This window comes from Aquabacterium sp., from assembly GCF_014378415.1.
Lineage (GTDB): Bacteria > Pseudomonadota > Gammaproteobacteria > Burkholderiales > Burkholderiaceae_C > Aquabacterium.
The window spans coordinates 1-23,114 of the sequence record NZ_JACMNS010000154.1; the positions used below are offsets into that span (position 1 = coordinate 1).

The 23,114-nt window shown below is 60.1% G+C and carries 22 protein-coding genes; 6 read left to right on the plus strand and 16 right to left on the minus strand.

All coding sequences use genetic code 11. From position 1 onward, the window contains the following. Positions 1–481, minus strand: a 481-nt coding sequence (locus H7225_RS13820; protein ID WP_290662772.1) for a hypothetical protein, incomplete at its 3' end; no start/stop codon positions are given. Positions 482–600: 119 nt separating this feature from the next. Here H7225_RS13820 and trxA point away from each other — a divergent pair. The 4 genes from trxA (at position 601) to H7225_RS13840 (ending at position 4,578) form a co-directional block, all read left to right on the plus strand. After that, positions 601–930, plus strand: a complete 330-nt coding sequence (trxA, locus tag H7225_RS13825; RefSeq protein ID WP_290662773.1) for a thioredoxin TrxA — start codon at positions 601–603, stop codon at positions 928–930. Between the two features lie 262 nt (positions 931–1,192). After that, entirely contained in the window at positions 1,193–2,455 is a 1,263-nt protein-coding gene (gene rho, locus H7225_RS13830) for a transcription termination factor Rho (protein ID WP_290662774.1), read from the plus strand. A 91-nt stretch (positions 2,456–2,546) separates the two neighbouring features. Beyond that, entirely contained in the window at positions 2,547–2,801 is a 255-nt protein-coding gene (locus tag H7225_RS13835; protein ID WP_290662776.1) for a type B 50S ribosomal protein L31, read from the plus strand. A gap of 88 nt (positions 2,802–2,889) precedes the next feature. Beyond that, complete coding sequence (locus tag H7225_RS13840) at positions 2,890–4,578, plus strand: hypothetical protein (RefSeq protein ID WP_290662778.1); 1,689 nt, start codon at positions 2,890–2,892, stop codon at positions 4,576–4,578. Positions 4,579–4,593: 15 nt separating this feature from the next. Here H7225_RS13840 and phoR read toward each other — a convergent pair whose 3' ends face one another. From phoR to pstS, 7 genes are all read right to left on the minus strand, one after another. Further along, positions 4,594–5,880 (minus strand): phosphate regulon sensor histidine kinase PhoR, encoded by a 1,287-nt coding sequence (gene phoR, locus H7225_RS13845; RefSeq protein WP_290662780.1) that lies wholly within the window; start codon positions 5,878–5,880, stop codon positions 4,594–4,596. A 59-nt stretch (positions 5,881–5,939) separates the two neighbouring features. Next, positions 5,940–6,638, minus strand: coding sequence for a phosphate regulon transcriptional regulator PhoB (gene phoB / locus H7225_RS13850; RefSeq protein WP_290662782.1), 699 nt, complete (start codon positions 6,636–6,638; stop codon positions 5,940–5,942). 21 nt (positions 6,639–6,659) lie between these two features. Further along, complete coding sequence (gene phoU / locus H7225_RS13855) at positions 6,660–7,367, minus strand: phosphate signaling complex protein PhoU (RefSeq protein ID WP_290662784.1); 708 nt, start codon at positions 7,365–7,367, stop codon at positions 6,660–6,662. Between the two features lie 47 nt (positions 7,368–7,414). Continuing rightward, positions 7,415–8,200, minus strand: a complete 786-nt coding sequence (pstB, locus tag H7225_RS13860; RefSeq protein ID WP_290662785.1) for a phosphate ABC transporter ATP-binding protein PstB — start codon at positions 8,198–8,200, stop codon at positions 7,415–7,417. Between the two features lie 39 nt (positions 8,201–8,239). Further along, the gene (gene pstA, locus H7225_RS13865) at positions 8,240–9,100 is read right to left on the minus strand and encodes a phosphate ABC transporter permease PstA (RefSeq protein WP_290662787.1); all 861 of its coding nucleotides are present in this window, start codon (positions 9,098–9,100) and stop codon (positions 8,240–8,242) included. After that, positions 9,097–10,056 carry a phosphate ABC transporter permease subunit PstC gene (pstC, locus tag H7225_RS13870; RefSeq protein ID WP_290662789.1) on the minus strand — a complete coding sequence of 320 codons (960 nt, stop codon included), beginning with the start codon at positions 10,054–10,056 and terminating at the stop codon, positions 9,097–9,099. The genes pstA and pstC overlap by 4 nt, the downstream gene beginning before the upstream one ends. Before the next feature lie 161 nt (positions 10,057–10,217). Further along, on the minus strand, positions 10,218–11,252 hold the full coding sequence (gene pstS, locus H7225_RS13875; RefSeq protein WP_290662791.1) for a phosphate ABC transporter substrate-binding protein PstS: 1,035 nt from the start codon (positions 11,250–11,252) through the stop codon (positions 10,218–10,220). A gap of 234 nt (positions 11,253–11,486) precedes the next feature. Between pstS and H7225_RS13880 the strand changes: the two genes are divergently transcribed. Then, complete coding sequence (locus H7225_RS13880) at positions 11,487–12,002, plus strand: fasciclin domain-containing protein (protein WP_290662793.1); 516 nt, start codon at positions 11,487–11,489, stop codon at positions 12,000–12,002. Positions 12,003–12,016: 14 nt separating this feature from the next. On the opposite strand, the gene glmM is transcribed toward H7225_RS13880, so the two are convergent. The 4 genes from glmM to H7225_RS13900 form a co-directional block, all read right to left on the minus strand. Further along, on the minus strand, positions 12,017–13,351 hold the full coding sequence (gene glmM, locus H7225_RS13885) for a phosphoglucosamine mutase (RefSeq protein ID WP_290662795.1): 1,335 nt from the start codon (positions 13,349–13,351) through the stop codon (positions 12,017–12,019). Continuing rightward, entirely contained in the window at positions 13,348–14,244 is an 897-nt protein-coding gene (gene folP / locus H7225_RS13890; protein WP_290662797.1) for a dihydropteroate synthase, read from the minus strand. Before folP ends, glmM begins: the two co-directional genes overlap by 4 nt. 84 nt (positions 14,245–14,328) lie before the next feature. Next, a complete protein-coding gene (gene ftsH, locus H7225_RS13895; protein WP_290662799.1) occupies positions 14,329–16,236 on the minus strand; it encodes an ATP-dependent zinc metalloprotease FtsH in 1,908 nt (635 codons plus the stop codon). Between the two features lie 215 nt (positions 16,237–16,451). Continuing rightward, a complete protein-coding gene (locus H7225_RS13900; protein ID WP_290662801.1) occupies positions 16,452–17,126 on the minus strand; it encodes an RlmE family RNA methyltransferase in 675 nt (224 codons plus the stop codon). Between the two features lie 17 nt (positions 17,127–17,143). Here H7225_RS13900 and H7225_RS13905 point away from each other — a divergent pair, with 17 nt between their 5' ends. Further along, positions 17,144–17,608, plus strand: coding sequence for a YhbY family RNA-binding protein (locus H7225_RS13905; protein ID WP_290662803.1), 465 nt, complete (start codon positions 17,144–17,146; stop codon positions 17,606–17,608). Positions 17,609–17,618: 10 nt separating this feature from the next. On the opposite strand, the gene H7225_RS13910 is transcribed toward H7225_RS13905, so the two are convergent. The 4 genes from H7225_RS13910 to carA all read right to left on the minus strand — a co-directional run bounded on the left by H7225_RS13910 (position 17,619) and on the right by carA (position 23,095). Beyond that, positions 17,619–18,062 carry a DUF4149 domain-containing protein gene (locus H7225_RS13910; protein ID WP_290662805.1) on the minus strand — a complete coding sequence of 148 codons (444 nt, stop codon included), beginning with the start codon at positions 18,060–18,062 and terminating at the stop codon, positions 17,619–17,621. 9 nt (positions 18,063–18,071) lie between these two features. Further along, positions 18,072–18,548, minus strand: a complete 477-nt coding sequence (gene greA / locus H7225_RS13915) for a transcription elongation factor GreA (protein ID WP_290662807.1) — start codon at positions 18,546–18,548, stop codon at positions 18,072–18,074. A gap of 121 nt (positions 18,549–18,669) precedes the next feature. Further along, entirely contained in the window at positions 18,670–21,945 is a 3,276-nt protein-coding gene (gene carB, locus H7225_RS13920; protein ID WP_290662809.1) for a carbamoyl-phosphate synthase large subunit, read from the minus strand. Then, a complete protein-coding gene (gene carA, locus H7225_RS13925; RefSeq protein WP_290662811.1) occupies positions 21,938–23,095 on the minus strand; it encodes a glutamine-hydrolyzing carbamoyl-phosphate synthase small subunit in 1,158 nt (385 codons plus the stop codon). Before carA ends, carB begins: the two co-directional genes overlap by 8 nt. Between the last annotated feature and the right edge of the window lie 19 nt (positions 23,096–23,114).

Below are 23,114 nucleotides of genomic sequence, written 5' to 3' on the forward strand. Positions count from 1 at the left end.
AGGCTTGCGCCACACGCACCCACAAATGAGCGCAATCCACCACCTGCGCCACCGCGTGCTCGAACGCCCGCCGATCGCGCTGCGCCCATTGCCGCCCCCATGCCTGAGCGCTCAAAGCCTGGGTCACCAAAAGGCGGTCCAACACCACATCCAAGGTGGGCGCTGGCCCCAACTCGGCACTCACCGGCACAGAGGCCTTGGCCTCTCGTGACCAGGCCAAAGATTGGGCCAAGGTGGGCACCGTTTCGATTTGCGGGAACCACCCGCCCACGGCACGGGCCCAAGCCTGCCGCGCCACGGGCAGCAAAGCCCCCACCGGCAACAGCACCACCACATCGCGGGCGCTTAAACTGTTGTCAGCACACCACCCGGAAACGGCACGGGCCCATTCATCCCAGCAATCTCGCGCGGGGCGCCCTTGCGCCCACAGCCAGGTCGTGGGCTGCAAATTCTCGTTTTCGGTGCTGACTATGGCGGTCATAGGGTGATGGTCTCTTGTGGCCTGCTTCAGCGGCCACATCTTCTGTGTCAGAATCTTCACAATCATTCTGGTGGTTATTTTGCAGTTCACGCACCGCCAGAGTCACCAAGGATAGTTCCATGAGCAGCGACCTGATCAAACACATTTCCGACGCATCTTTCGATTCAGACGTTCTTCAATCGGCCCAACCCGTGCTGGTTGATTACTGGGCGGAATGGTGCGGTCCTTGCAAGATGATTGCGCCCATCCTGGACGAGCTGGCCACCGACTACAGCGGCCGCCTCAATGTTGCCAAGATGAACGTGGACCAGAACCGTGAAGTTCCTGCCAAGTACGGCATCCGCGGCATTCCCACCTTGATGATCTTCAAGGACGGCAAACTGGCGGCCACCAAGGTCGGCGCGCTGTCGAAGGTTCAACTCACAGCCTTTGTCAACGAGAATCTTTAATTTATTGGCGTTTTTTTCCTATAATGAATCAACCAGCTGATATTCTGACAGTTGGTTCTCGTGAAGCTAGGCAGTGACCAAAGCCTGGCGGGTGCCACAGGCCCTGCGCTGATGCCGTTCCAGGCAACAGCGCTTGCATCACAAGGCCGGTGCGCCCTTTCTTTCTACCCCCTTCGAATTCACCCACGATCTGACCCCCAGGTTTGCGCAGCTCGCCATCGAACCGCAGCAGCTTGAAGGGTTTCGTACAGGGTCCCAATCCATGCATCTTTCAGAACTGAAGGCTTTGCACATCACCGAACTGGTGCTGATGGCAGAGGCGCTTGAGCTCGAGAACGTCTCTCGCATGCGCAAGCAAGAGTTGATGTTCGCCATCATGAAAAAGCGCGCTAAGGCGGGCGAGCAAGTCTTCGGAGACGGCGTCCTCGAAGTGCTGCCCGACGGCTTCGGCTTCCTCCGCGCGCTCGACATGAGCTTTTTGGCCAGCACGGACGACATCTACCTGTCGCCCAGCCAGGTGCGGCGCTTCAACCTGCACACCGGTGACATGGTCGAAGGCGAAGTGCGCGTGCCCAAAGATGGCGAGCGCTATTTCGCGTTGGTGAAGGTCGACCGGGTCAATGGCCTGTCGCCCGACGTCAACAAGAACAAGATCATGTTCGAGAACTTGACGCCACTGTTCCCTGACGAACAGTTCAAGCTTGAGCGCGACATCAAGACCGACGAAAACATCACCAGCCGCATCGTTGACCTGATCGCCCCCCTGGGCAAAGGCCAGCGCGCCCTGCTTGTTGCCCCGCCCAAGAGCGGCAAGACAGTGATGATGAAGAACCTGGCGCACGCGCTGACCAACAACTACCCTGACGTTCACGTCATCGTGTTGCTGGTTGACGAACGCCCGGAAGAAGTGACCGAAATGCAGCGCACCGTGCGCGGTGAAGTCATCAGCTCCACCTTCGACGAACCTGCCCAGCGCCACGTTCAGGTCGCCGAAATGGTGATCGAACGCGCCAAGCGCCTGGTCGAGCTGAAAAAAGACGTGATCATCCTGCTGGACTCGATCACCCGCCTGGCCCGTGCCTACAACAACGTTTTGCCGTCCTCCGGCAAGGTGTTGTCAGGTGGTGTTGATTCCAACGCCCTGCAGCGCCCCAAGCGCTTCTTCGGCGCTGCGCGCAACATCGAAGAAGGTGGCTCGCTCACCATCATCGGCACCGCCCTGGTCGACACCGGCAGCCGCATGGACGAAGTGATCTACGAAGAATTCAAGGGCACTGGCAACTGCGAAATCCACCTGGATCGACGCATGTCCGAAAAGCGCGTTTACCCCTCGATCTTGCTGAACAAGTCGGGCACTCGCCGCGAAGAACTGCTGCTCAAGCCCGATATCCTGCAAAAAAGCTGGATTTTGCGCAAATTACTTTATCCGATGGACGAAATCGAAGCGATGGAATTCATCCTCGAAAAAATGAAGTCCACCAAAAATAACCACGAATTCTTCGATTTGATGCGTCGTGGTGGTTAATGTATAATGTCGGGTTTTCCGGCTGAGAGGAAAGTGCGCGTGCATGGTGCCGCGTGGCTTCCGATTCTCAACAGCACATGAAGGTTAGAAGATGAAAGACGGCATTCACCCCAACTACCGCGACGTTTGCTTCGTGGACCAGTCCAACGGTTTCAAGTTCGTGACACGCTCGTGCTCACCGGCTCGTGAAATGATCAAGATGGAAGACGGCCGCGAACTGCCGCTGTTCAAGCTGGAAACTTCGAGCGAATCGCACGCTTTCTACACCGGCACCCAAAAGAGCATCGACTCTCTGGGCGGCCGTGTCGAGAAGTTCCGCAACAAGTTTGCGCACCTCAAGAAGTAATGTGATTCAGTCACTGATTAAAGGGCGGCTTCGGCTGCCCTTTTTATTTGCGCTGATTTTGCGCTGATGCGCTGACGCCGACACCCGAATGAGTTATTCCTCCCAGGCCGTCACCCCCGCGCTGGTGACTCAGAAAGCCGTCAAGCGGCTGCCACGCTGGGCACTGCTGCTGTTCTGCGTTGCCTACGTGTTGCCGGGGCTGTTTGGGCGCGACCCCTGGAGGGGCATCGACATTGCATCGTTTGGGCACATGTGGAGCCTGGCAGATGGCCAGGCATCCTCCTGGCTGCATCCCAACGTGGGCGGTGTCCTGCCTGCTGGCGGCGGCATCCTCCCGTATTGGCTAGGTGGTGCGTTCATCGCACTGCTCACCCCATGGCTCGACCCAGCCTTGGCCGCGCGCATTCCGTTTGCATTGCTACTGGTCTCGGTGCTGAGCCTCACGTGGTACGCCACCTACCACTTGGCGCGCACCAAAGCCGCCCAGCCCTTGCCCTTGGCTTTTGGGGGCGAGGCTCTACCTCAAGACTACGCGCGTGCCGTCGCCGATGGTTCGGTATTGGCCTTGATTGCCAGCCTGGGTTTGCTGCAACTGGGCCATGAAACTACCCCCGAACTGCTTCAGTTGGCAGGTGGCACCTTGTTCATGTACGGCTTGGCCGCGGCGGCGGTCCGCCCCTGGCAAAGCCGCCTGGCCACCTTGGTTTGCCTGCCAGTGATGGCCGCCAGCGGCAGCCCCACTGTCGCCATCGAACTGGCCGCAGCCGGCATGCTGATCTGCGCGTTGTCGGACGATGCGGTGATGCGCTCGCACATGAAGTGGGTGGCGGCCAGCGGCCTGCTGGCGGCGGCCTTGGCCAGCGCTTTGAGCTCCACCGGCTTGCCGGGGTGGGCCATGCGCATTGACACGTGGTCAGGCATTGGCCGAACATTGCGCTTGTTCACTTGGTTCACCTGGCCGGTGTTGCCACTGGCCGCCTTGACAGTTTGGCATTGGCGACGGCAGGTGGCGCGCAGACACATTGCCGTGCCTCTGTTTTCGGCAATGGTGGGTTTTGGTGCATGCATCGCGATGGATTCCAACGACCGAGCCTTGTTACAAGCACTGCCAGCCTTGGCAGTGTTGGCCGCTTTCGCTTTGCCCATCCTGCAGCGCAGCCTGGGTTCAGCCATCGATTGGTTTTCGGTGTTCTTCTTCACCACGGCGGCATTGCTGATCTGGCTGCACTACGGCGCCATGTACACAGGCGTGCCGGCCAAGATGGCGAGCAATGTTGCCAAGCTGGTGCCGGGTTATGCCACCGATTTTTCATGGTCCTTGCTCATACTGGGTGCAGTGGCGACGGCAGCGTGGCTGGCGCTGGTGCGGTGGCGCACAGCCCGCCAGTCCCATGCTTTGTGGAAAAGCCTGGTGTTGCCCGCCGGTGGGGTCGCCCTGTGCTGGCTGTTGGCCATGACCTTGCTGCTGCCCCCACTGGACCAATCGTTGAGCTACCGCCTTCTGGTCAACCGCATCAAGCGGCACGTTCCGGCGGGCACTTGCATCGCTGCACCCAACGCCTCACCAGGTTTGTTGACAGGGCTTGAATACTTCGGGCGCTACCGCGTTGATGGCCTGTCGCCGCCAAGCGATGTGCCCAAGGTCTGCCCGGTCTTGATCTACAGCCTGCCTGCCAAGCAAACCGCCCCCAGATTTCCAGGTTGGCGCCGTGTCGCACGCGAGAACCAGCGAACCCAGAATTCCGAGTCCGTGGCGATCTACCGCAGAGCCTATTGAACCAAGGTGAGCGGGTCAGGCCACACGCAAGCGTGCTGCCGGCACCGACAAAATGAAGGTCGAACCCTTGCCCGCCCAACTCGTGATACGCAGCTCGCCGCCATGGCGTTGCACCACATGCTTGACGATGGACAAGCCAAGACCCGTCCCCCCTGTTTCGCGTGAGCGGCTGCCATCCACGCGGTAAAAGCGCTCGGTCAGGCGAGGGATGTGCTCGGGATCGATGCCGATGCCACTGTCCTGCACACAGAACTCACCACCGCCCTCGGGCAAGGTGATCCACCGAACCTGGATGGCCGCGCCGTCCGGGGTGTAGCGAACGGCGTTGGACACCAGATTGCCCATCGCGCTGAGCCATTCACTTTCAACGCCGGCGATCTCGGCGTGAAGGCCTTGATCGTCGACGGAAAATGTCATGGGATGGCGTCCTCGCGACAAGCCAAGTCCGTCGCTCTCCAGGCGCTGCATCAAACCATCCACCTTGATCCACCGGTCTGACGATGGCCTGGGACTGCCCTCGATCTGAGCCAAGGTCAGCAAATCAGCGACCAGGGTTTGCATGCGCTCGGCCTGTTGGGCCATGAGCATGATCACCCGGGCCCGCTCGACCTCGGTCAACGGCAAGGAGCCCATCGTTTCAATGAACCCATTGAGCACGGTCAACGGTGTTCTGATCTCGTGGGACACATTGGCCACGAAGTCGCGCCGCATGGTGTCTGAGCGCTCGCGCTCGGTGATGTCCTGCGAGAGGATCAACTTAAGACCATCGCCATAACGCCTCACCTGCAAAGACAGGTAGTCTTGCCCGCCGCGCGGCATCAGGCACTTCACAGGCTCGCGGTAGTCGCCCGCCTGCAGGTACTGCACAAAAGTGGGTTGACGAACCAGGTTGGTCACGCGCTGGTGCAAATCGCGCACCGGGTCCAGACCGAAGTGGTCCGCCGCCACCGTGCTGATCCAGGTGATGTGGTCGGTCTGATCCAGAAGGATCACGCCATTGGGCGAGGCCTGGATGCCCGACAGGAACTGGTCCAGACGACGCCGCTCTTCGGCGATGAGCTGATCGCGTTGCCGGATGACCCGTTGGACTCGGTGGGCGATCTCGCCCCACAAACCGGGCATCTCTGGCGCATTGGCTTCGGGCGTTCTCAGCCAATCCAGAATCTGGTAACCCTTCAGCGTATCGAGCACCGACAGACCCAACACGGCGGACGCCGCGCACAACAGGGCCAGCATCGTCGGGTGCCCCATGCGCTCGCCAAACCACCAACCCACCGCACCGCCAGCCGCCGCAGTCAGCACCCGAGAACCGAGTCGGGAAAGCAGCCAGGCGTTGGTTTTCTCTACCCGTGATGCCAACATCACGCAGCGTTGGCCACTTGCTGGGTCAATCGATAGCCTGCACCCCGAACTGTCTCGATCAGTTGCGATCGATCCACGGGTGACAAGGCTTCTCGCAAGCGCTTCACGTGAACATCCACGGTGCGCTCTTCAATGAACACATGATCACCCCAGACCCGATCCAGCAACTGGGCACGGCTGTGCACACGTTCAGGGTGAGTCATGAAAAAGTGCAGCAGCTTGAACTCGGTCGGGCCAATCTTGACCTCCTGATCAGCACGCGACACCCGGCGTGTGGCCGGATCCAGGCGCAAGCCGGCCACCTCTACCGCCGAATCCAGCGCCTGTGGTGCCTTGCGGCGCAAGACCGCGCGCACACGCGCCATCAACTCGTGCGTTGAAAATGGCTTGGTCAAGTAATCATCCGCACCAGCGTCCAGGCCAGCCACCTTGTCCACCTCTTCGGCGCGGGCCGTGAGCATGATGATGGGCAGGTCACGCGTGCGCGTTTCAGAGCGCCAGCGCTTGGCCAGCGACAGGCCGCTTTGGCCTGGCAACATCCAGTCCAGCAGGACCAGATTGGGCAACACACGGTCGATTTCCGCCTGGGCGGCATCCGCCGTCGGCGCCACGACCACTTCGAAACCCGAATGTCTCAGGTTCAACGCGATCAACTCGGCAATCGCCGGTTCGTCTTCAACCACCAGCACTCGGCTCATGTGGGCTCCTGACTGTCTGGGTTATTTGATGATGGACTCAACGGCATCGGGCGTGTTGTGACGCACGTCGGTACCCTTGACGATGTAGATGACCTGTTCGGCCAGATTCTTGGCGTGATCGCCCACGCGCTCGATGGCCTTGGCCACGAACACCAAGTCGATCGAGGCCGAAATGGTCCGGGGATCTTCCATCATGTAGGTGATCAGCTTGCGCATCAGGCCGTCGAACTCGGCATCAATTTCGTTGTCGTGCTTGATGACTTCGAGGGCCGTTTGCGTGTCCAGGCGGGCAAAGGCATCCAGGGCCTTGCGCAGCGACGCCGTGGCCAACTCGCACTCGAATGACACATCGTTCACCGGCAAGCGCAGGCGGCTGGAGACGCCCGTGTTGATCAGGCGTTGCACCGTGCGGGCAATGCGCGCGGCCTCGTCGCCCACGCGCTCCAGGTTGCCAATGGTCTTGCTGATCGCGATCAGCAAACGCAGGTCGCGGGCCGTGGGTTGGCGGCGCGCGATGATGGTCGACAGGTCGGCATCGATGGCCATCTCCATCTGGTTGACCCGCTCTTCGTTGATCAGCACCTGGCTGGCGATTTCGCCATTGAAGTGCGTCAAAGCATAGATGGCCTGCCCCACTTGGGACTCCACCAAGCCGCCCATCTCAAGCACGCGGGTTGAAATGCCGCCCAGTTCCATGTCGAACTGGCTGGACAAATGTTTTTCAGTCATGAATTCTTCTCCGTCACGAAATGTTCAGCGGGAACGCTCACCGAAGATCAACCAAAGCGACCGGTGATGTAGTCCTCGGTCTCTTTCTTCTTCGGCTTCATAAAGATATCCGAGGTCGGGCCATGCTCGATCACTTCGCCAAGATACATGTAGGCAGTGTTGTCGGAGCACCGCGCGGCTTGCTGCATGTTATGGGTCACGATCAGCACGGTGTAGTCGTCCTTCAGCTCGTGGATCAGCTCTTCGATCTTGCCGGTCGAGATCGGGTCGAGGGCCGAGCAAGGCTCGTCCAGCAGCAGCACTTCTGGCTTGATCGCAATGCCGCGGGCAATGCACAAGCGCTGTTGCTGACCACCCGACAGGCCCGAACCACTTTGATTCAGCTTGTCCTTGACCTCGTTCCACAAAGCGGCCTTCTTGAGCGCCCACTCCACGCGCTCATCCATCTCGACGCGCGACAAGCGTTCAAACAAGCGCACGCCAAAGGCGATGTTGTCGTAGATCGACATCGGGAACGGCGTGGGCTTTTGAAACACCATGCCGACCTTGGCGCGGATCAAGGACACGTCGTCCTTGCTGGTCAGGATATTTTGACCATCCAGCATGATCTCGCCCTTGGCGTGCTGCTCAGGGTAGAGCTCGAACATGCGGTTGAAGGTGCGCAGCAAGGTCGACTTGCCACAGCCAGAAGGGCCGATGAAGGCGGTAACCTTCTTCTCGGGCAGCTCCAGATTGATGTTCTTGAGCGCGTGAAACTTGCCGTAATAGAAGTTCAGGTTGCGCACAGCCAGCTTGGACTTCAACGGGGTTTGGTTTTGAACCTTGGCATCCATGTAGGGATCTCCGGAAATTCTTTTCAACTCACCAACACTTCAGCGCTGGCGGAACAAGGTGCGTGCAACGATGTTGAGCACCAATACACCCACGGTGATGATGAACACGCCAGCCCAGGCCAGCTTCTGCCAGTTCTCATAAGGGCTCATCGCGAACTTGAAGATCGTGACGGGCAAGCTCGACATCGGTTGACCCAGGTCGGCCGACCAGAACTGGTTGGACAAGGCGGTGAACAACAGCGGGGCCGTCTCACCCGAGATGCGGGCCACCGCCAACAAGATGCCAGTGACCACGCCTGCACGGGCCGACTGCAGCGTGATCGAGGTGATCACGCGCCACTTGGGCGCGCCCAAGGCATAGGCCGCCTCACGCAAGGCGCTGGGTACCAGCGCCAGCATGTTCTCCGTGGTCCGGATCACGACCGGCACCACGATCAAGGCCAGGGCCAACACACCGGCCCAACCCGAAAACGTCTTGGCGCGCGCCACCACGGTGGAGTAGATGAACAAACCAACCACGATCGAAGGCGCCGACAGCAGGATGTCGTTGATGAACCGCGTGACGCTGCCCAGCCAGCCCTTTTGGCCATACTCGGCGAGATAAATGCCGGCCATGATGCCCACAGGGGTGCCAATCAAAGTGGCCAGACCGACCATCATCAGCGAGCCCATGATGGCATTGGCCAAGCCGCCGTCTTCCATCGGGGGCGGCGTCATCTCGGTGAAAGTGGCCAAAGCCAGCCCACCAATGCCCAGACGAACTGTCTCGAACAAAATCCAAACCAGCCAAACCAGACCAAAGGCCATGGCCCCCAGCGACAAGGTCAAAGCCAGGGCATTGATGCGCTTGCGGCTGGCGTGCCGCTTGCGGCGCATGGCATACAGTTCAGCCGTGCTCATGAACGTGCTCCTTCAGATTTCTGCATGCGGGCAAGCAAAACCTTGGAGAACGCCAACACCACAAAGGTGATGAAAAACAAGACCAGACCCAGGTAAATCAAGGAGGCTTGATGCAGGCCCTCCCCGGCTTCCGCGAATTCATTGGCCAAGGCGGAGGTGATGCTGTTCGCAGCCTCAAACACCGACAAAGAGTTAAGTTGGTTCATGTTGCCGATGACGAAAGTCACCGCCATCGTTTCACCCAGCGCACGACCCAGCCCCAGCATGATGGCGCCCACCACACCGGTCTTGGTGTAGGGCAGCACCACCTTGGACACCACTTCCCACGTCGTCGAACCCAGCCCATAGGCCGATTCCTTGAGCATGGGCGGGGTCACGTCGAACACATCGCGCATGACCGAGGCGATGAAGGGAATGATCATGATGGCCAGGATGATCCCGGCCGACAAAATGCCAATGCCCACCGGCGGGCCCGAGAAGAACGCACCCATATAAGGGATGCCGTTGGTCAGGGCCTGCAAGGGTTGCTGCACGTAGGTGGCCAGGATCGGCCCAAACACCAGCAGGCCCCACATGCCGTACACGATGGACGGCACAGCGGCGAGCAGTTCAACCGCGATCCCCAAAGGACGCTTGAGCCAATTGGGCGACAGTTCGGTCAAAAACAGGGCAATGCCAAAGCTCACCGGCACGGCGATCAGCAAGGCAATGATGGACGTGGCCAAGGTGCCATAGATCATCACCAAGCCACCGTAGCTGTCCTTGACGGGATCCCAATCGGTGCGCCACAAGAAGCTGAAACCATATTCACGGATGGCAGGCCAGGCGCCCACGATCAGTGAACCAATGATGGCCAATAGCAGCGACAAGGTCAGCAAGGCCGCACCGCGTGCCAGCATCGCGAAAACCCAATCAGCCCATGGAAAGGCAACGCGTCTGGGATCGGGATTTTTCATGAAGGATGTTCGTCCTTGGGAAGATGCCCCATCGGCACCGTCAAAATCGGCAGGCAATATTGCAGTCATGGCGAGCTTCAATCCAAGGGTACTGCTGTCAATCGTTCAACAACAAACCGGGCACCACATGGCGCCCGGCCTGCATCACCAGAATCTTCTGATCACTTGTAAGCCAGTGGCTTGCCAGCGGCGTCGGTCACGTTGGCCCATTGCTTGCGGACCAGGTCCTTTACTCCAGCGGGCAAGGGCACGTACTCCAGATCAGCAGCCGTCTTGTCGCCACTTTCGTAGACCCAGTTGAAGAACTTGAGGGTGCTGGCGCCTTGGGCGGGCTTGTCCTGGCTCTTGTGGAGCAGGATGAAAGTTGCGCCACTGAGGGGCCAGGCGTCCTTGCCGGCTTGGTTGGTCAGCACCTGGTAGAAGGTTTTGTCCCATTCGGCGCTGGCGGCGGCGGCCTTGAAAGTCAGGTCGTCAGGTTGCACATAGTTGCCAGCCGCGTTCTTCAAAGACACGTGCGACATCTTGTTTTGCTTGGCGTAGGCGTACTCGACATAACCAATCGAGTTGGGCAGGCGTTGCACGAAAGCTGACACGCCTTCGTTGCCCTTGCCACCAGCACCAGCTGGCCACTTCACCGCCGTGCCCTCACCCACCGTGGACTTCCACTCAGCGTTCACCTTGGACAGGTAGTTGGTGAAAATGAAGCTGGTGCCCGAACCATCGGCGCGGCGAACCAGTGCGATCGCAGCATCGGGCAGGGGAACGCCAGGGTTCAGCGCGGTCAGCGCAGGGTCGTTCCACTTGCTGATCTTGCCCAGGTAGATGTTGCCCAGAACTTCGCCGGTCATCTTGATCTGGCCTGGCTGGATGCCCTTGATGTTCACGACCAGCACGACGCCACCGATCACGGTGGGGAACTGCACCAGGCCTTCCTTGGCCAGTTCGTCATCCTTCAGCGGCATGTCGGTGGCACCGAAGTCCACGGTCTTGGCCTTGATCTGCTTGATGCCTGCACCCGAACCCACCGATTGGTAATTGATGCGCACGCCAGTGACTTTGTTGAACGTGTCAGCCCACTTGGCATAGACCGGGGCCGGGAACGTCGCACCCGCACCAGTCACGTCCTGCGCCAGCACCAGACCGGCTGACAAGGACAATGTGACAGCCACCGCAGCTTGAATCATCTTGAATTTCATGTGTTCGCCTTTTAAAACTTGTGACAGACAAATTTCTCAAAGTGGACTTTAAGTAGGCATTGTGACGAGTCTATGACAGGCGCAGAAGTATTGTCACAAATGCCATGACACTCCAACATCTTGGCCTGGCGGGCAAATTGTCACATCTCTGTCACGTGAATGTCACATGACACTTTTAAGGTGCAGGAGTTGCCCCAGATGGTCTGTGGGCAGGATTGAACTGGAGTATTCAACATGCACATTCCTCGCCAAACACGCAGCCTGCTGGCCACCGCATTGCTGGCCACATCCATGCTGTTGAGCGGCCACGCCATGGCTCAAGCCACCAGCGCCGCACCTGCTACGGTGCTTGCCGCCGCAGCGCGCACCCCTGAACTGTCCACTTTCTACAAGCTGGTTCAACAAGCTGGCCTGACCGCAGCGCTGGAAGCCACCGGCCCGGTGACCGTGTTCGCGCCCACAGATGAGGCCTTCAAGGCCGTGCCCGCCGCCACCCTGGACAAGCTGAGCAAGGATCCGGAGTTGCTCAAATCAGTGCTGACCTACCACGTGGTGCCAGGCGCCTTGAAGGCGGGCAGCATCAGTGCCAACAGTTCGCTGACGACTTTGAATGGCGCCCAAATCGCGGCATCCAAAGCCGGCGACTTCGTCACGGTGGACGAAGGCCTGGTCACCAAAGCCGACTTGATCGCCGGCAATGGTGTGGTGCACATCATTGACCGCGTGCTGATGCCCGCTGTCAAGAAGTGATCAGCAAGGCCTGACTAGGCCTGCTGAACCGCCTCGGCCAATTGCTCAGCGCAGCGGTTGGCCAAGCTGCCATCCTGCGCTTCGACCATGACACGCAGCAAAGGTTCGGTGCCCGAGGGGCGAATCAACACCCGCCCTCGTCCATCAAGTTCGCGCAAGACAGCTTCCTGGGCCGCCGCCAGCGCGGAACTGTTTTTCCAATCTTGCCCGGCCTTCAAGCGCACGTTGATGAGGCGCTGCGGGAACAAGGTCACGCCCTCCAGCCAGCTCGACAAGCTGCGGCCACTTCGGGCCACGGCCTGCAAGATCTGCAGCGCGCTGACGATGCCATCGCCCGTGGTGTGGCGGTCCAGGGCGATCAGGTGGCCAGAGCCCTCTCCGCCCAGTTGCCAGCCCCGGCTGAGGAGCTCTTCCAGCACATAGCGGTCACCAACTTTGGCGCGCACAAAACCGACACCGCGCGCTTGCAGCGCCAGTTCGACCGCCATGTTGGTCATGAGGGTACCGACCGCGCCAGGAACGCTCTGCCCCTGCGCCAAACGGTCGGCCACCATCACGTACAGCAACTCGTCGCCATTGAACAAACGGCCATCGGCATCGACCAGCTGCAGCCGGTCGGCATCGCCGTCCAGCGCAATGCCATAGTCAGCGTGGTGGTCCTTGACCGCCTGCACCAAGGCCTGGGGATGCGTGGCTCCCACGCCGTCGTTGATGTTGATTCCGTTGGGCGAGCAACCAATCGAGATGACTTCGGCGCCCAATTCGTGGAACACCTCGGGCGCCACTTGGTAGGCCGCGCCATGGGCGGCGTCGATCACCAGCTTGAGCCCCTTCAGCGACATGGCCGATGCGAAAGTGCTCTTGCAAAACTCGATGTAGCGTCCTCGGGCGTCTTCCAGGCGACGAGCCTTGCCCAAATTGGGAGACTCGACCCAAGCGGGGGGCACCTGCAGAGCAGCCTCGACGTCCTGCTCCCATTGGTCGGACAGCTTCTCGCCTTGGGCTGAGAAAAACTTGATGCCATTGTCGGCAAAGGGATTGTGTGAAGCGCTGATGACGGCGCCCAGGCTCAAGCGCAAGGCCCGGGTTAGGTAGGCCACACCGGGTGTCGGCAGGGGGCCGGTCAACAGCACATCGACACCGGCGGACGCAAAACCCGCCTCAAGCGCAGACTCCAGCATGTAGCCGGAAATCCGCGTGTCCTTGCCAATCAACACCGTGGGACGGGCTTCCGAGCGCCGCAAAACCTGCCCGACGGCATGCCCCAAGCGCAATACAAAATCAGGCGTGATGGGCGTTTGACCAACCGTGCCACGGATGCCATCGGTTCCAAAATATTGTCTGCTCATGGACTGTGCGGATTGAGGAGGGTTGTGGATTGTGGCGCGGATTGACTTGCGGTTGGCCACAAAATTGGGGGGATTTCGGATGCGGACCACACCTTCAGGGCATCGACGGTGGCGGCCACATCGTGAACACGCACCACCTTCGCGCCTTGGTGAACGCTGGCCAGCGCGGCCGCCAGGCTGGCGGCCAAACGATCGCCCACGGGCTTGCCCGTGACCTGCCCAAGGGTGGACTTGCGAGACCAGCCCACCAACAAGGGCAGGCCTAAATCCAGAAGCTCGTTTTGCCGGCGCAACAAGTCCAGGTTGTGCTGCGGTGTTTTGCCAAAACCGATGCCAGGGTCCAGGCACAACCTGTCACGAGACACGTTCTGGGCCACCAAGGCTTGCACCCTGCCCTGAAGATGGGTGCGCACCTCTTCGATCACATCACTGTATTGCGGGCGAGATTGCATGTTGGACGGGTCACCCTGCATGTGCATGAGGCACACCCCGCATTGGCCATGCGCCACCACCGCCGACTCCGCACCAGGTGCCTGCAGAGCGCGGATGTCATTGATGATGTCCACCCCCAGGGCAAGGGCCCGCTGCATGACCTCAGTCTTGCAGGTGTCCAAAGAAACCGGCACCCGCAGCTTGAGCGCCTCCAGCAAAACTGGCCCTACCCGTGCCCATTCGTCTTCAGCGCTCAACGTGGGCGCGCCTGGGCGGCTCGACTCCCCACCAATGTCCAGGATGTCGGCGCCCTCTTTCAACAACTGCTCGCAATGCATCAGCGCCGACTTGGCATCGGCATGACTTCCGCCATCGGAAAATGAATCCGGGGTGACATTGACAATGCCCATCACCTTTGGCGTGGACAGGTCGATGCGAAATCGGGTGGTGTGCCAAAGCATGGTCGCCAAACGCCTGGTGAAATGAAAACGGGGCCGAAGCCCCGTTGATGGAATCACGCCTTGTCCAAGGCGGAAATGATCTGGTCAGGCTGCCGCAGGTGCGCCATCAGTGCTCACTGGCGGCTTGGTGCCACCACCAGGTGGCGTGACGCGGGGAACCCAATCCTTCGGAGGACGAGGTTCGCGACCACCCATGATGTCCTCGATCTGCTCGGCATCAATGGTTTCCCATTCAAGCAAAGCCTTGGCCATCGAATGCATCTTGTCCTTGTTGTCCTCAATGAGCTTGCGGGCGACGCTGTATTGCTCATCGATGATGCGGCGGATCACGTGGTCAACCGTCTGCATGGTCTGCTCGGACATGTTGGTGGTCTTGGTGACCGAACGGCCCAGGAAGACTTCACCTTCGTTGTCGGCGTAGACCATCGGGCCCAGTTCATCGGTCATGCCGTAGCGCATCACCATGTCGCGGGCGATGCTGGTGGCACGCTCGAAGTCATTGCTGGCACCCGTGGTCATCTGATTCATGAACACTTCTTCAGCGATTCGGCCACCGAACAACACCGAGATGGTGTCGAGCATGCGCTCCTTGTCCATGCTGTAGCGGTCGCCTTCAGGCAACTGCATGGTCAGACCCAGGGCGCGGCCACGCGGGATGATCGTGACCTTGTGGACCGGGTCGGTCTTGGGCAGCATGCGGGCGACCAGGGTGTGACCAGCCTCGTGGTAGGCCGTGTTGCGGCGCTCTTCCTCGGGCATGATCAGCGACTTGCGCTCCGGGCCCATCATGATCTTGTCCTTGGCCTTTTCGAAGTCCTGCATCTCGACCACACGGCCATTGCGGCGCGCGGCGAACAAGGCGGCTTCGTTGACCAGGTTGGCCAAATCGGCGCCCGAGAAACCAGGTGTGCCACGAGCCAGAATGTCCGTGCGCACGTCTTGGCCCACGGGGACCTTGCGCACGTGGACGTTCAAAATCTGTTCTCGGCCACGCACATCGGGCAGCGTCACGTAAACCTGGCGATCGAAACGGCCAGGACGAAGCAAAGCAGGGTCCAGAATGTCTGGGCGATTGGTCGCGGCGATCACGATCACGCCCAAGTTGGTCTCGAAGCCGTCCATCTCAACCAGCATCTGGTTGAGGGTTTGCTCGCGCTCGTCATTGCCACCACCCAGGCCAGCGCCACGATGGCGGCCAACCGCGTCGATTTCATCGATGAAAATGATGCAAGGTGCGTTTTTCTTGGCTTGTTCGAACATGTCGCGGACACGGGCAGCGCCCACACCAACGAACATTTCAACAAAGTCGGAACCTGAGATGGTGAAGAAAGGCACCTTCGCTTCGCCAGCGATTGATTTGGCCAACAAGGTTTTACCAGTGCCAGGAGGGCCGACCAGCAACACGCCACGAGGAATGCGTCCGCCCAGTTTCTGGAATTTTTGAGGGTCGCGCAAGAAGTCAACCAACTCTTTGACTTCTTCCTTGGCTTCGTCGCAACCAGCCACGTCCGCAAAAGTAACGTTATTGTTGGTGTCGTCCAGCATGCGGGCACGGCTTTTGCCGAAACTGAAAGCCCCACCCTTGCCACCGCCCTGCATCTGGCGCATGAAGTACACCCACACCCCGATCAGCAACAACATCGGGCCCCAGGACACCAGCAGGCTCATGAGGAGCGAGGGCTCTTCGCGGGGCTTGACGTCAAACTTGACGCCGCTGTTGATCAGGTCGCCTACCAGGCCACGGTCCAGGATGGTGGCCGTGCTGCGCAAACGCTTGTCGTCACTGGTGACCGCAATGATCTCCGTGCCGCCACCGCCACTGTCTTGCAGGGTGACGCTCTTGATGCGCTTGGCGCGGACTTCTTCGAGGAAGTCTGAGTAGCCAATTTGGTTACCGGCCGTCGTGGCGCGATCGAACTGCTTGAACACGGTGAACAGCACCAACGCCACCACCAGCCAAACAGCAATTTTCGAGAACCATTGATTGTTCACCGCGGCACCTTATTCCATTCACCCTCTGTGTCGGCCGGCGCAGGATGCAATCCGATAACCGAAACAGATTCAAAAAACCCCGCATCCAAGCCACTGAATACGCGGTCAACGCTGTACGTGGGGGCGATTCTATGCGAGTCAAGCCCCCGCTTGCATGGACCAATCCCTCGACAATCCCAGGATTTACGCTTCATCACCCACTTGACGCCCACATTTCATCGATTTTTAGGCCCTATGCCCACCAAAAATGTCTCGGACGATTTATCGCGCGATGCTTTCGGCTTAATCGGCTTGACCACGCGAAATGACTTTTTAAACAATTCCACCAATTGGCTGTAGCCACTGCCATGAAAGACCTTGCAGACCAGTGCCCCTTCGCCCTTGAGGTGGGTCATGGAAAATTCCACGGCCAACTCGACCAAGTGTTCAATCTTGGCGGCGTCCGACGACTCGATGCCGCTGAGGTTGGGGGCCATGTCTGACAAGACCACGTCAACCGGCCGGCCGCCAATCATCGTGTCGAGTTGCGCCAAAACAGCATCTTCGCGGAAATCGCCCAGGATGAACTGCACGCCCTCGATGGGGTCGAACTCCAGGAGGTCCAAGGCGATGATGGACCCGTTGAGTTCGCCCACGGCCGCGCCACCCACGCCAGCGTCTTTCGGCGCGAATTTGCGACGAACGTACTGGCTCCAGGCACCGGGAACGGTACCCAGGTCGATCACCAGCTGGCCCGGCTTGATCAGATTCAGACTTTCGTCGATCTCTTTGAGTTTGTAGGCGGCCCGGGCTCGAAAGCCATCTTTTTTGGCCATTCGGACGTAAGGATCGGTCAGATGGTCGTTCAACCACGCCTTATTGACCTTTTTGCTTTTCGTTTTGACTTTCATGGCTCGATAATAGAGGGATGCCTGCTATTGAATTGACAACTGCCGAGCGCCGTGCCCTGAGGGCCGACGCACACCACCTTGATCCCGTCGTCATGATCGGGAACGAAGGCCTGACAACCAACGTCGTCAAAGAGACCGACCACGCCTTGAAAGCCCACGGGCTGATCAAGATTCGCGTGTTGGGAGACGACCGCACTGCGCGCAACGAGATGTTCGCCGCTTTGTGCGATCAATTGAGCGCTGCACCGATCCAACACATCGGTAAATTGCTGATTTTGTGGCGCGCCATTCCGGAAAAAGAGGCTGAAGAGGCTTCCAACGGCGCCAATGGATCGCGAATCGTCAAGATTCTGAAGTTCTCCAAGAGTGGAACCCGCCGCCCGGAAGTCAAGAAAGTCACCGTGATGGGCAACCAGCGAGTGACCGCCGGCGGTTTGATCAAGCGCGCCAAGAAACGCGTTCCTAGCACCAAGAAGCCCTGATCCAGGCAGTTCAACGGCGACCAGTGAGCCGCCACGCCAGGGCCAACACCAGCACCCCTTTGAACAGGAACAAGCTGGACGACATGGCGTGCAGGGTGCCGAAAGACAAACTGCCCTGCCCCGCCTTGGCCGCCACGATCATCGGGCTGATGGCGAAATGGCCCAGCACAGTGGCGAACAAGGCGCCCATCACCAACATCAGCTCTGTGGACATGAGCGATTGGCCCGCCTGCAGTGCCGCTTGGCGGGTGCGCTGGCGCTCGATGAAAAACAAAACCATCGCCAGCACCAGGCTGACAAAGGCCTCGATCGCGAAAATACGCCCGGCGGCCAAACCCGCCAGGCTTCGGTCAAGCACCGCAAACAGGCTGGGGGCGGCCACGCCGCCAACGGCCAGCAAAACACCTGCCCAGATGGCAGACAGAAGTTGCTGCAAACGTGATGCAAAAGTCATTTAATTGGCTTATTGGTAGCGAACTTCAATGATTTCGTAGTGGCGTACGCCACTGGGTGCCTGCACGGCGGCCACATCACCGGCTTCCTTGCCAATCATGGCGCGCGCGATCGGCGAGCTGATCGACACCAGGCCCAGTTTCAAATCGGCTTCATCGTCACCCACGATCTGGTAGGTCACAGCCGCGCCAGACTCTTCTTCTTCCAGGTCTACTGTGGAGCCAAACACCACGCGACCGCCTGCGTCCAAGCCGGCGGGATCAATGATCTGGGCCGCCGACAACTTGCCTTCGATTTCCTGGATGCGACCTTCGATGAAGCCTTGCTTGTCCTTGGCGGCCTCGTACTCGGCGTTTTCCGACAGGTCGCCCTGAGCACGGGCCTCAGCAATGGCCAGGACCACGGCGGGACGCTCGACATGCTTGAGTTTTTGCAGCTCCTGCTTGAGCTTTTGTGCGCCGATTTTGGTGATGGGGATGGTGGACATGATGTGTCTCTCGAAAATGAATGGAGCCGCGCCCGTGAGCCATCTGACGATGGGTCCCGGGCGCGGCCCTCATGGTGATCTGGAGCCGGGGCGCTGTGCCTGCGCCCCGAGCAATGCCAGTTTAGTGCAGTTTGGCGTGAAGTTCCTGCAGTGAATACACCACCAGATCGTCTTGGTGCTTGAGCGCTTCAACAGCGGCCTCGCAACCGGCCATGGTCGTGTAATACGTGATCCGGTTGGCCAGGGCGGCCGTGCGGATGCTGCGGGAGTCGGCGATCGCCGTGCGAGTTTCGTCCACAGTGGTGAACACCAGTTGGATCTCGCCACCCTTGATCATGTCACTGATGTTGGGACGGCCATCCTTGACCTTGTTCACGGCCTTGACGGGGATGCCCGCTTCGGCGATGGCCGCAGCCGTGCCCTTGGTGGCCACCAGCGTGAAACCCAGGGCGATCAGGTCGCGGGCAATGACCACGGCACGGGCCTTGTCATTGTTCTTGACCGAGATGCACACGGTGCCCTTGGTGGGCAGGCGCGAGCCGGCGCCCAACTGGCTCTTGAGCATGGCTTCGCCGAAGGTGACACCCACGCCCATGACCTCGCCGGTGGAGCGCATTTCCGGGCCAAGCACCGGGTCGACGCCCGGGAACTTGTTGAACGGGAACACGGCTTCCTTGACGCTGAAGTAAGGAGGAATGACTTCGCGCGGGGGCTTGCCGTCGTCGCTGGTCTGGTCCTTTAACCTCTGGCCCGCCATGCAGCGGGCTGCAATTTTGGCCAGGGCCTGACCAGTGGCCTTGGACACAAAAGGCACAGTGCGCGAAGCACGGGGGTTCACTTCCAGCACGTAGACGGTGGCCTTGTCCAGGCTGCCGGTCACGTCGCCTTGAATGGCGAACTGCACGTTCATCAGGCCGACGACCTTGAGGGCCTTGGCCATCAGCGCGGTCTGGCGGCGCAGCTCTTCTTGCAAAGGCTGGCTCAGCGTGTACGGCGGCAGCGAGCAGGCCGAGTCGCCCGAGTGGACGCCCGCTTGCTCGATGTGCTCCATGATGCCGCCGATCATGACGTCGGTGCCATCGCTGATGCAGTCCACATCGACCTCGATGGCGTCGTCCAGGAAGCGATCGAGCAGCACGGGCGACTTGTCGGAGACGCGGACGGCTTCGCGCATGTAGCGCTCCAGGTCCTTGTCGCCATGAACGATTTCCATGGCGCGTCCGCCCAGCACGTAGCTGGGGCGCACGACCAGTGGGTAGCCGATCTCTTGCGCCAGCACCAAGGCCGCTTCTTCGGTGCGGGCCGTGCGGTTGGGCGGCTGCTTCAGGTCCAGCGTGTGCAGCAGGGCTTGGAAGCGCTCGCGGTCTTCGGCGATGTCGATGCTGTCAGGCGAGGTGCCGATGATGGGCACGCCGTTGGCCTCTAAATCGAGTGCGAGCTTCAAAGGCGTCTGGCCACCGTACTGCACGATCACGCCGACGGGTTTTTCCTTGTCGACGATCTCGAGCACGTCTTCCAGCGTCACGGGCTCGAAGTACAGGCGGTCGGAGGTGTCGTAGTCGGTCGAGACGGTTTCGGGGTTGCAGTTGACCATGATGGTCTCGTAGCCGTCTTCGCGCATGGCGAGGGCGGCGTGGACGCAGCAGTAGTCAAACTCGATGCCCTGGCCAATTCGGTTGGGGCCGCCACCCAGCACCATGATTTTCTTCTTGGCGGTGGGCTCGGCTTCGCACTCGGCGCCCTCGACCTCGTAGGTCGAGTACAAGTAGGCGGTTTGTGTGGAGAACTCGGCGGCGCAGGTGTCCACGCGTTTGTAGACAGGGCGCACGCCCAGTGCCACGCGGGCGCGGCGCATGTCGTGCTGGTTGGTGCCCATCAGCTTGGCCAGGCGGCGGTCCGAGAAGCCTTTTTGCTTCAGGTACCGCACCTCATCCTTGGTCAGGCTTTCCAGCTTGCGGGCCTTGACCTGCGCTTCGGTCTTGACGATGTCTTCGATCTGGGCGAGGAACCAGGGGTCAATTTTGGTTTCTTCAAAGACCTCGTCCAGGCTCATGCCCAGGCGGAAAGCGTCGCCCAGGAAGCGGATGCGCTCGGGGCCGGGCTCACCGATTTCCTGGATGATCTCTTCGCGATCGGTGCTGATCTCGGTCAGGCCGTCGATGCCGGTTTCCAGCCCGCGCAGGGCTTTCTGGAACGACTCCTGGAAGGTGCGGCCCATGGCCATCACTTCGCCCACCGACTTCATCTGCGTCGTCAAACGCGAATCGGCGGCGGGGAACTTCTCGAAGGCGAAACGCGGGATCTTGGTGACCACGTAGTCGATCGAAGGCTCGAAAGACGCGGGCGTGGCGCCGCCGGTGATGTCGTTCTTCAACTCATCCAGCGTGTAGCCAACGGCCAGTTTGGCCGCGATCTTGGCGATCGGAAAGCCCGTGGCCTTGGAGGCCAGCGCCGACGAGCGCGACACGCGTGGGTTCATCTCGATCACGACCATGCGACCGTTCTCGGGATTGATCGAGAACTGCACGTTGGAGCCGCCGGTCTCGACGCCGATTTCGCGCAGGATGGCGATTGAGGCGTTGCGCAGCAACTGGTATTCGCGGTCGGTCAAGGTCTGGGCCGGGGCCACGGTGATCGAGTCACCGGTGTGCACGCCCATCGGGTCCAGGTTCTCGATCGAGCAGACGATGATGCAGTTGTCCGCCTTGTCGCGAACCACTTCCATCTCGAACTCTTTCCAACCGATGAGCGATTCTTCGATCAGCAATTCCTTGGTCGGCGACAGGTCCAGACCACGCTTGCAGATCTCTTCGAATTCTTCGGGGTTGTAGGCAATGCCGCCACCGGTGCCACCCAGCGTGAAGCTGGGGCGGATCACCGTGGGGAAGCCGGGGCCGCCGGTCAGCGTGGCAATGTGCTTTTGCACCGTCCAGGCTTCTTCCAGCGTGTGCGCAATGCCCGATTTGGCCGAGTTCAGGCCGATGCTAGTCATCGCGTCCTTGAACTTCAGGCGGTCTTCGGCTTTCTCGATGGCCTTTTCGTTGGCCCCGATCATCTCGACCTTGTACTTGTCGAGCACGCCATGCTTGTGCAATTCAAGTGCGCAGTTCAGCGCAGTCTGGCCGCCCATGGTCGGCAAGATCGCGTCGGGGCGTTCCTTGGCGATGATGCGCTCGACCACCTGCCAAGTGATGGGCTCGATGTAGGTGACGTCGGCCGTGTTCGGGTCGGTCATGATGGTCGCAGGGTTGCTGTTGACCAAGACGACTTTGTAGCCCTCTTCGCGCAGGGCCTTGCAAGCCTGGGCGCCGGAGTAATCGAACTCGCAGGCCTGGCCAATGATGATCGGGCCAGCGCCGATGATGAGGATGGTCTTGATGTCTGTGCGCTTAGGCATTGTTCTTCTCCATCAATGCCACAAAGCGTTCGAACAGGTAGCTGATGTCATGCGGTCCGGGCGAGGCTTCCGGGTGACCCTGGAAGCAGAAAGCGGGTTTGTCGGTGCGGGCCAGACCTTGCAGCGTGCCGTCGAACAGCGAGATGTGCGTGGGGCGCAGATTGGCAGGCAGCGTTTTCTCATCAACCGCGAAACCGTGGTTCTGACTGGTGATGCTGACGCGGCCTGTGTCCAGGTCCTTGACCGGGTGGTTGGCGCCGTGGTGGCCGAACTTCATTTTGAAGGTCTTGGCACCAGACGCGAGCGCCATGATCTGATGGCCCAGGCAGATCCCGAAGGTAGGGATGCCGGTTTCGATCAATTCACGCGCTGCGGCGATGGCGTAGTCGCAAGGCTCGGGATCGCCCGGGCCGTTGGACAGGAAGATGCCGTCGGGCTTGTGCTTGAGCGCTTCGGCCGCGGGCGTCTTGGCGGGCACCACGGTGACTTTGCAGCCGCGCTGGGCCAGCATGCGCAGGATGTTGCGCTTGACGCCGAAGTCGTAGGCGACCACGTGAAACTTGGGCGACGTTTGCTGGCCGAAGCCTTCGCCCAGGGCCCATTCGGTTTCGGTCCAGACTGAGGTCTCGGTGGCGGAAACCACCTTGGCCAGGTCCTGGCCCGCCATGTTGGGCGCAGCCTTGGCTTTGGCGATGGCATCAGCCTTGACTGCGTCGGTGATGGACTGGCCCAAAGGCAGGCCCACGATGCAACCGTTTTGCGCACCCTTGGACCGCAAAATGCGCGTCAATTGGCGAGTGTCGATCCCGGCGATGGCCACGATACTTTGGGCCCGCAGGTACTCGGACAGAGTCTGTGTCTGGCGGAAATTGGAAACCCGGATGGGCAGGTCTTTGATGATCAGACCAGAGGCATGGACTTTCGACGCTTCGACATCCTCAGGGTTGACGCCATAGTTGCCAATGTGCGGATACGTCAGGGTGACGATCTGCTGGCAATAGCTGGGGTCGGTGAGGATTTCTTGGTAGCCGGTGAGTGATGTGTTGAACACCACTTCGCCGACTGTGTGACCGGCAAAGCCGATCGAAGTGCCAGAAAAGACCGTGCCGTCTGCGAGGGCCAGAAGAGCTTGGGGCAGTACGGGCAGCACGGGGTTATTCTCCGTTGTT

What these genes read in the sequence shown, in the direction of transcription:
- folP (WP_290662797.1), bottom strand. Translation starts at nt 14,244, where the DNA reads ATGCTTTGGCACACCACCCGATTTCGCATCGACCTGTCCACGCCAAAG.
- greA (WP_290662807.1), bottom strand. Translation starts at nt 18,548, where the DNA reads ATGTCCACCATCCCCATCACCAAAATCGGCGCACAAAAGCTCAAGCAG.
- rho (WP_290662774.1), top strand. Translation starts at nt 1,193, where the DNA reads ATGCATCTTTCAGAACTGAAGGCTTTGCACATCACCGAACTGGTGCTG.
- pstA (WP_290662787.1), bottom strand. Translation starts at nt 9,100, where the DNA reads ATGAGCACGGCTGAACTGTATGCCATGCGCCGCAAGCGGCACGCCAGC.
- pstB (WP_290662785.1), bottom strand. Translation starts at nt 8,200, where the DNA reads ATGGATGCCAAGGTTCAAAACCAAACCCCGTTGAAGTCCAAGCTGGCT.
- carB (WP_290662809.1), bottom strand. Translation starts at nt 21,945, where the DNA reads ATGCCTAAGCGCACAGACATCAAGACCATCCTCATCATCGGCGCTGGC.
- glmM (WP_290662795.1), bottom strand. Translation starts at nt 13,351, where the DNA reads ATGAGCAGACAATATTTTGGAACCGATGGCATCCGTGGCACGGTTGGT.
- H7225_RS13880 (WP_290662793.1), top strand. Translation starts at nt 11,487, where the DNA reads ATGCACATTCCTCGCCAAACACGCAGCCTGCTGGCCACCGCATTGCTG.
- H7225_RS13905 (WP_290662803.1), top strand. Translation starts at nt 17,144, where the DNA reads ATGCCTGCTATTGAATTGACAACTGCCGAGCGCCGTGCCCTGAGGGCC.
- pstC (WP_290662789.1), bottom strand. Translation starts at nt 10,056, where the DNA reads ATGAAAAATCCCGATCCCAGACGCGTTGCCTTTCCATGGGCTGATTGG.
- H7225_RS13900 (WP_290662801.1), bottom strand. Translation starts at nt 17,126, where the DNA reads ATGAAAGTCAAAACGAAAAGCAAAAAGGTCAATAAGGCGTGGTTGAAC.
- H7225_RS13835 (WP_290662776.1), top strand. Translation starts at nt 2,547, where the DNA reads ATGAAAGACGGCATTCACCCCAACTACCGCGACGTTTGCTTCGTGGAC.
- phoB (WP_290662782.1), bottom strand. Translation starts at nt 6,638, where the DNA reads ATGAGCCGAGTGCTGGTGGTTGAAGACGAACCGGCGATTGCCGAGTTG.
- H7225_RS13840 (WP_290662778.1), top strand. Translation starts at nt 2,890, where the DNA reads ATGAGTTATTCCTCCCAGGCCGTCACCCCCGCGCTGGTGACTCAGAAA.
- trxA (WP_290662773.1), top strand. Translation starts at nt 601, where the DNA reads ATGAGCAGCGACCTGATCAAACACATTTCCGACGCATCTTTCGATTCA.
- pstS (WP_290662791.1), bottom strand. Translation starts at nt 11,252, where the DNA reads ATGAAATTCAAGATGATTCAAGCTGCGGTGGCTGTCACATTGTCCTTG.
- phoU (WP_290662784.1), bottom strand. Translation starts at nt 7,367, where the DNA reads ATGACTGAAAAACATTTGTCCAGCCAGTTCGACATGGAACTGGGCGGC.
- H7225_RS13910 (WP_290662805.1), bottom strand. Translation starts at nt 18,062, where the DNA reads ATGACTTTTGCATCACGTTTGCAGCAACTTCTGTCTGCCATCTGGGCA.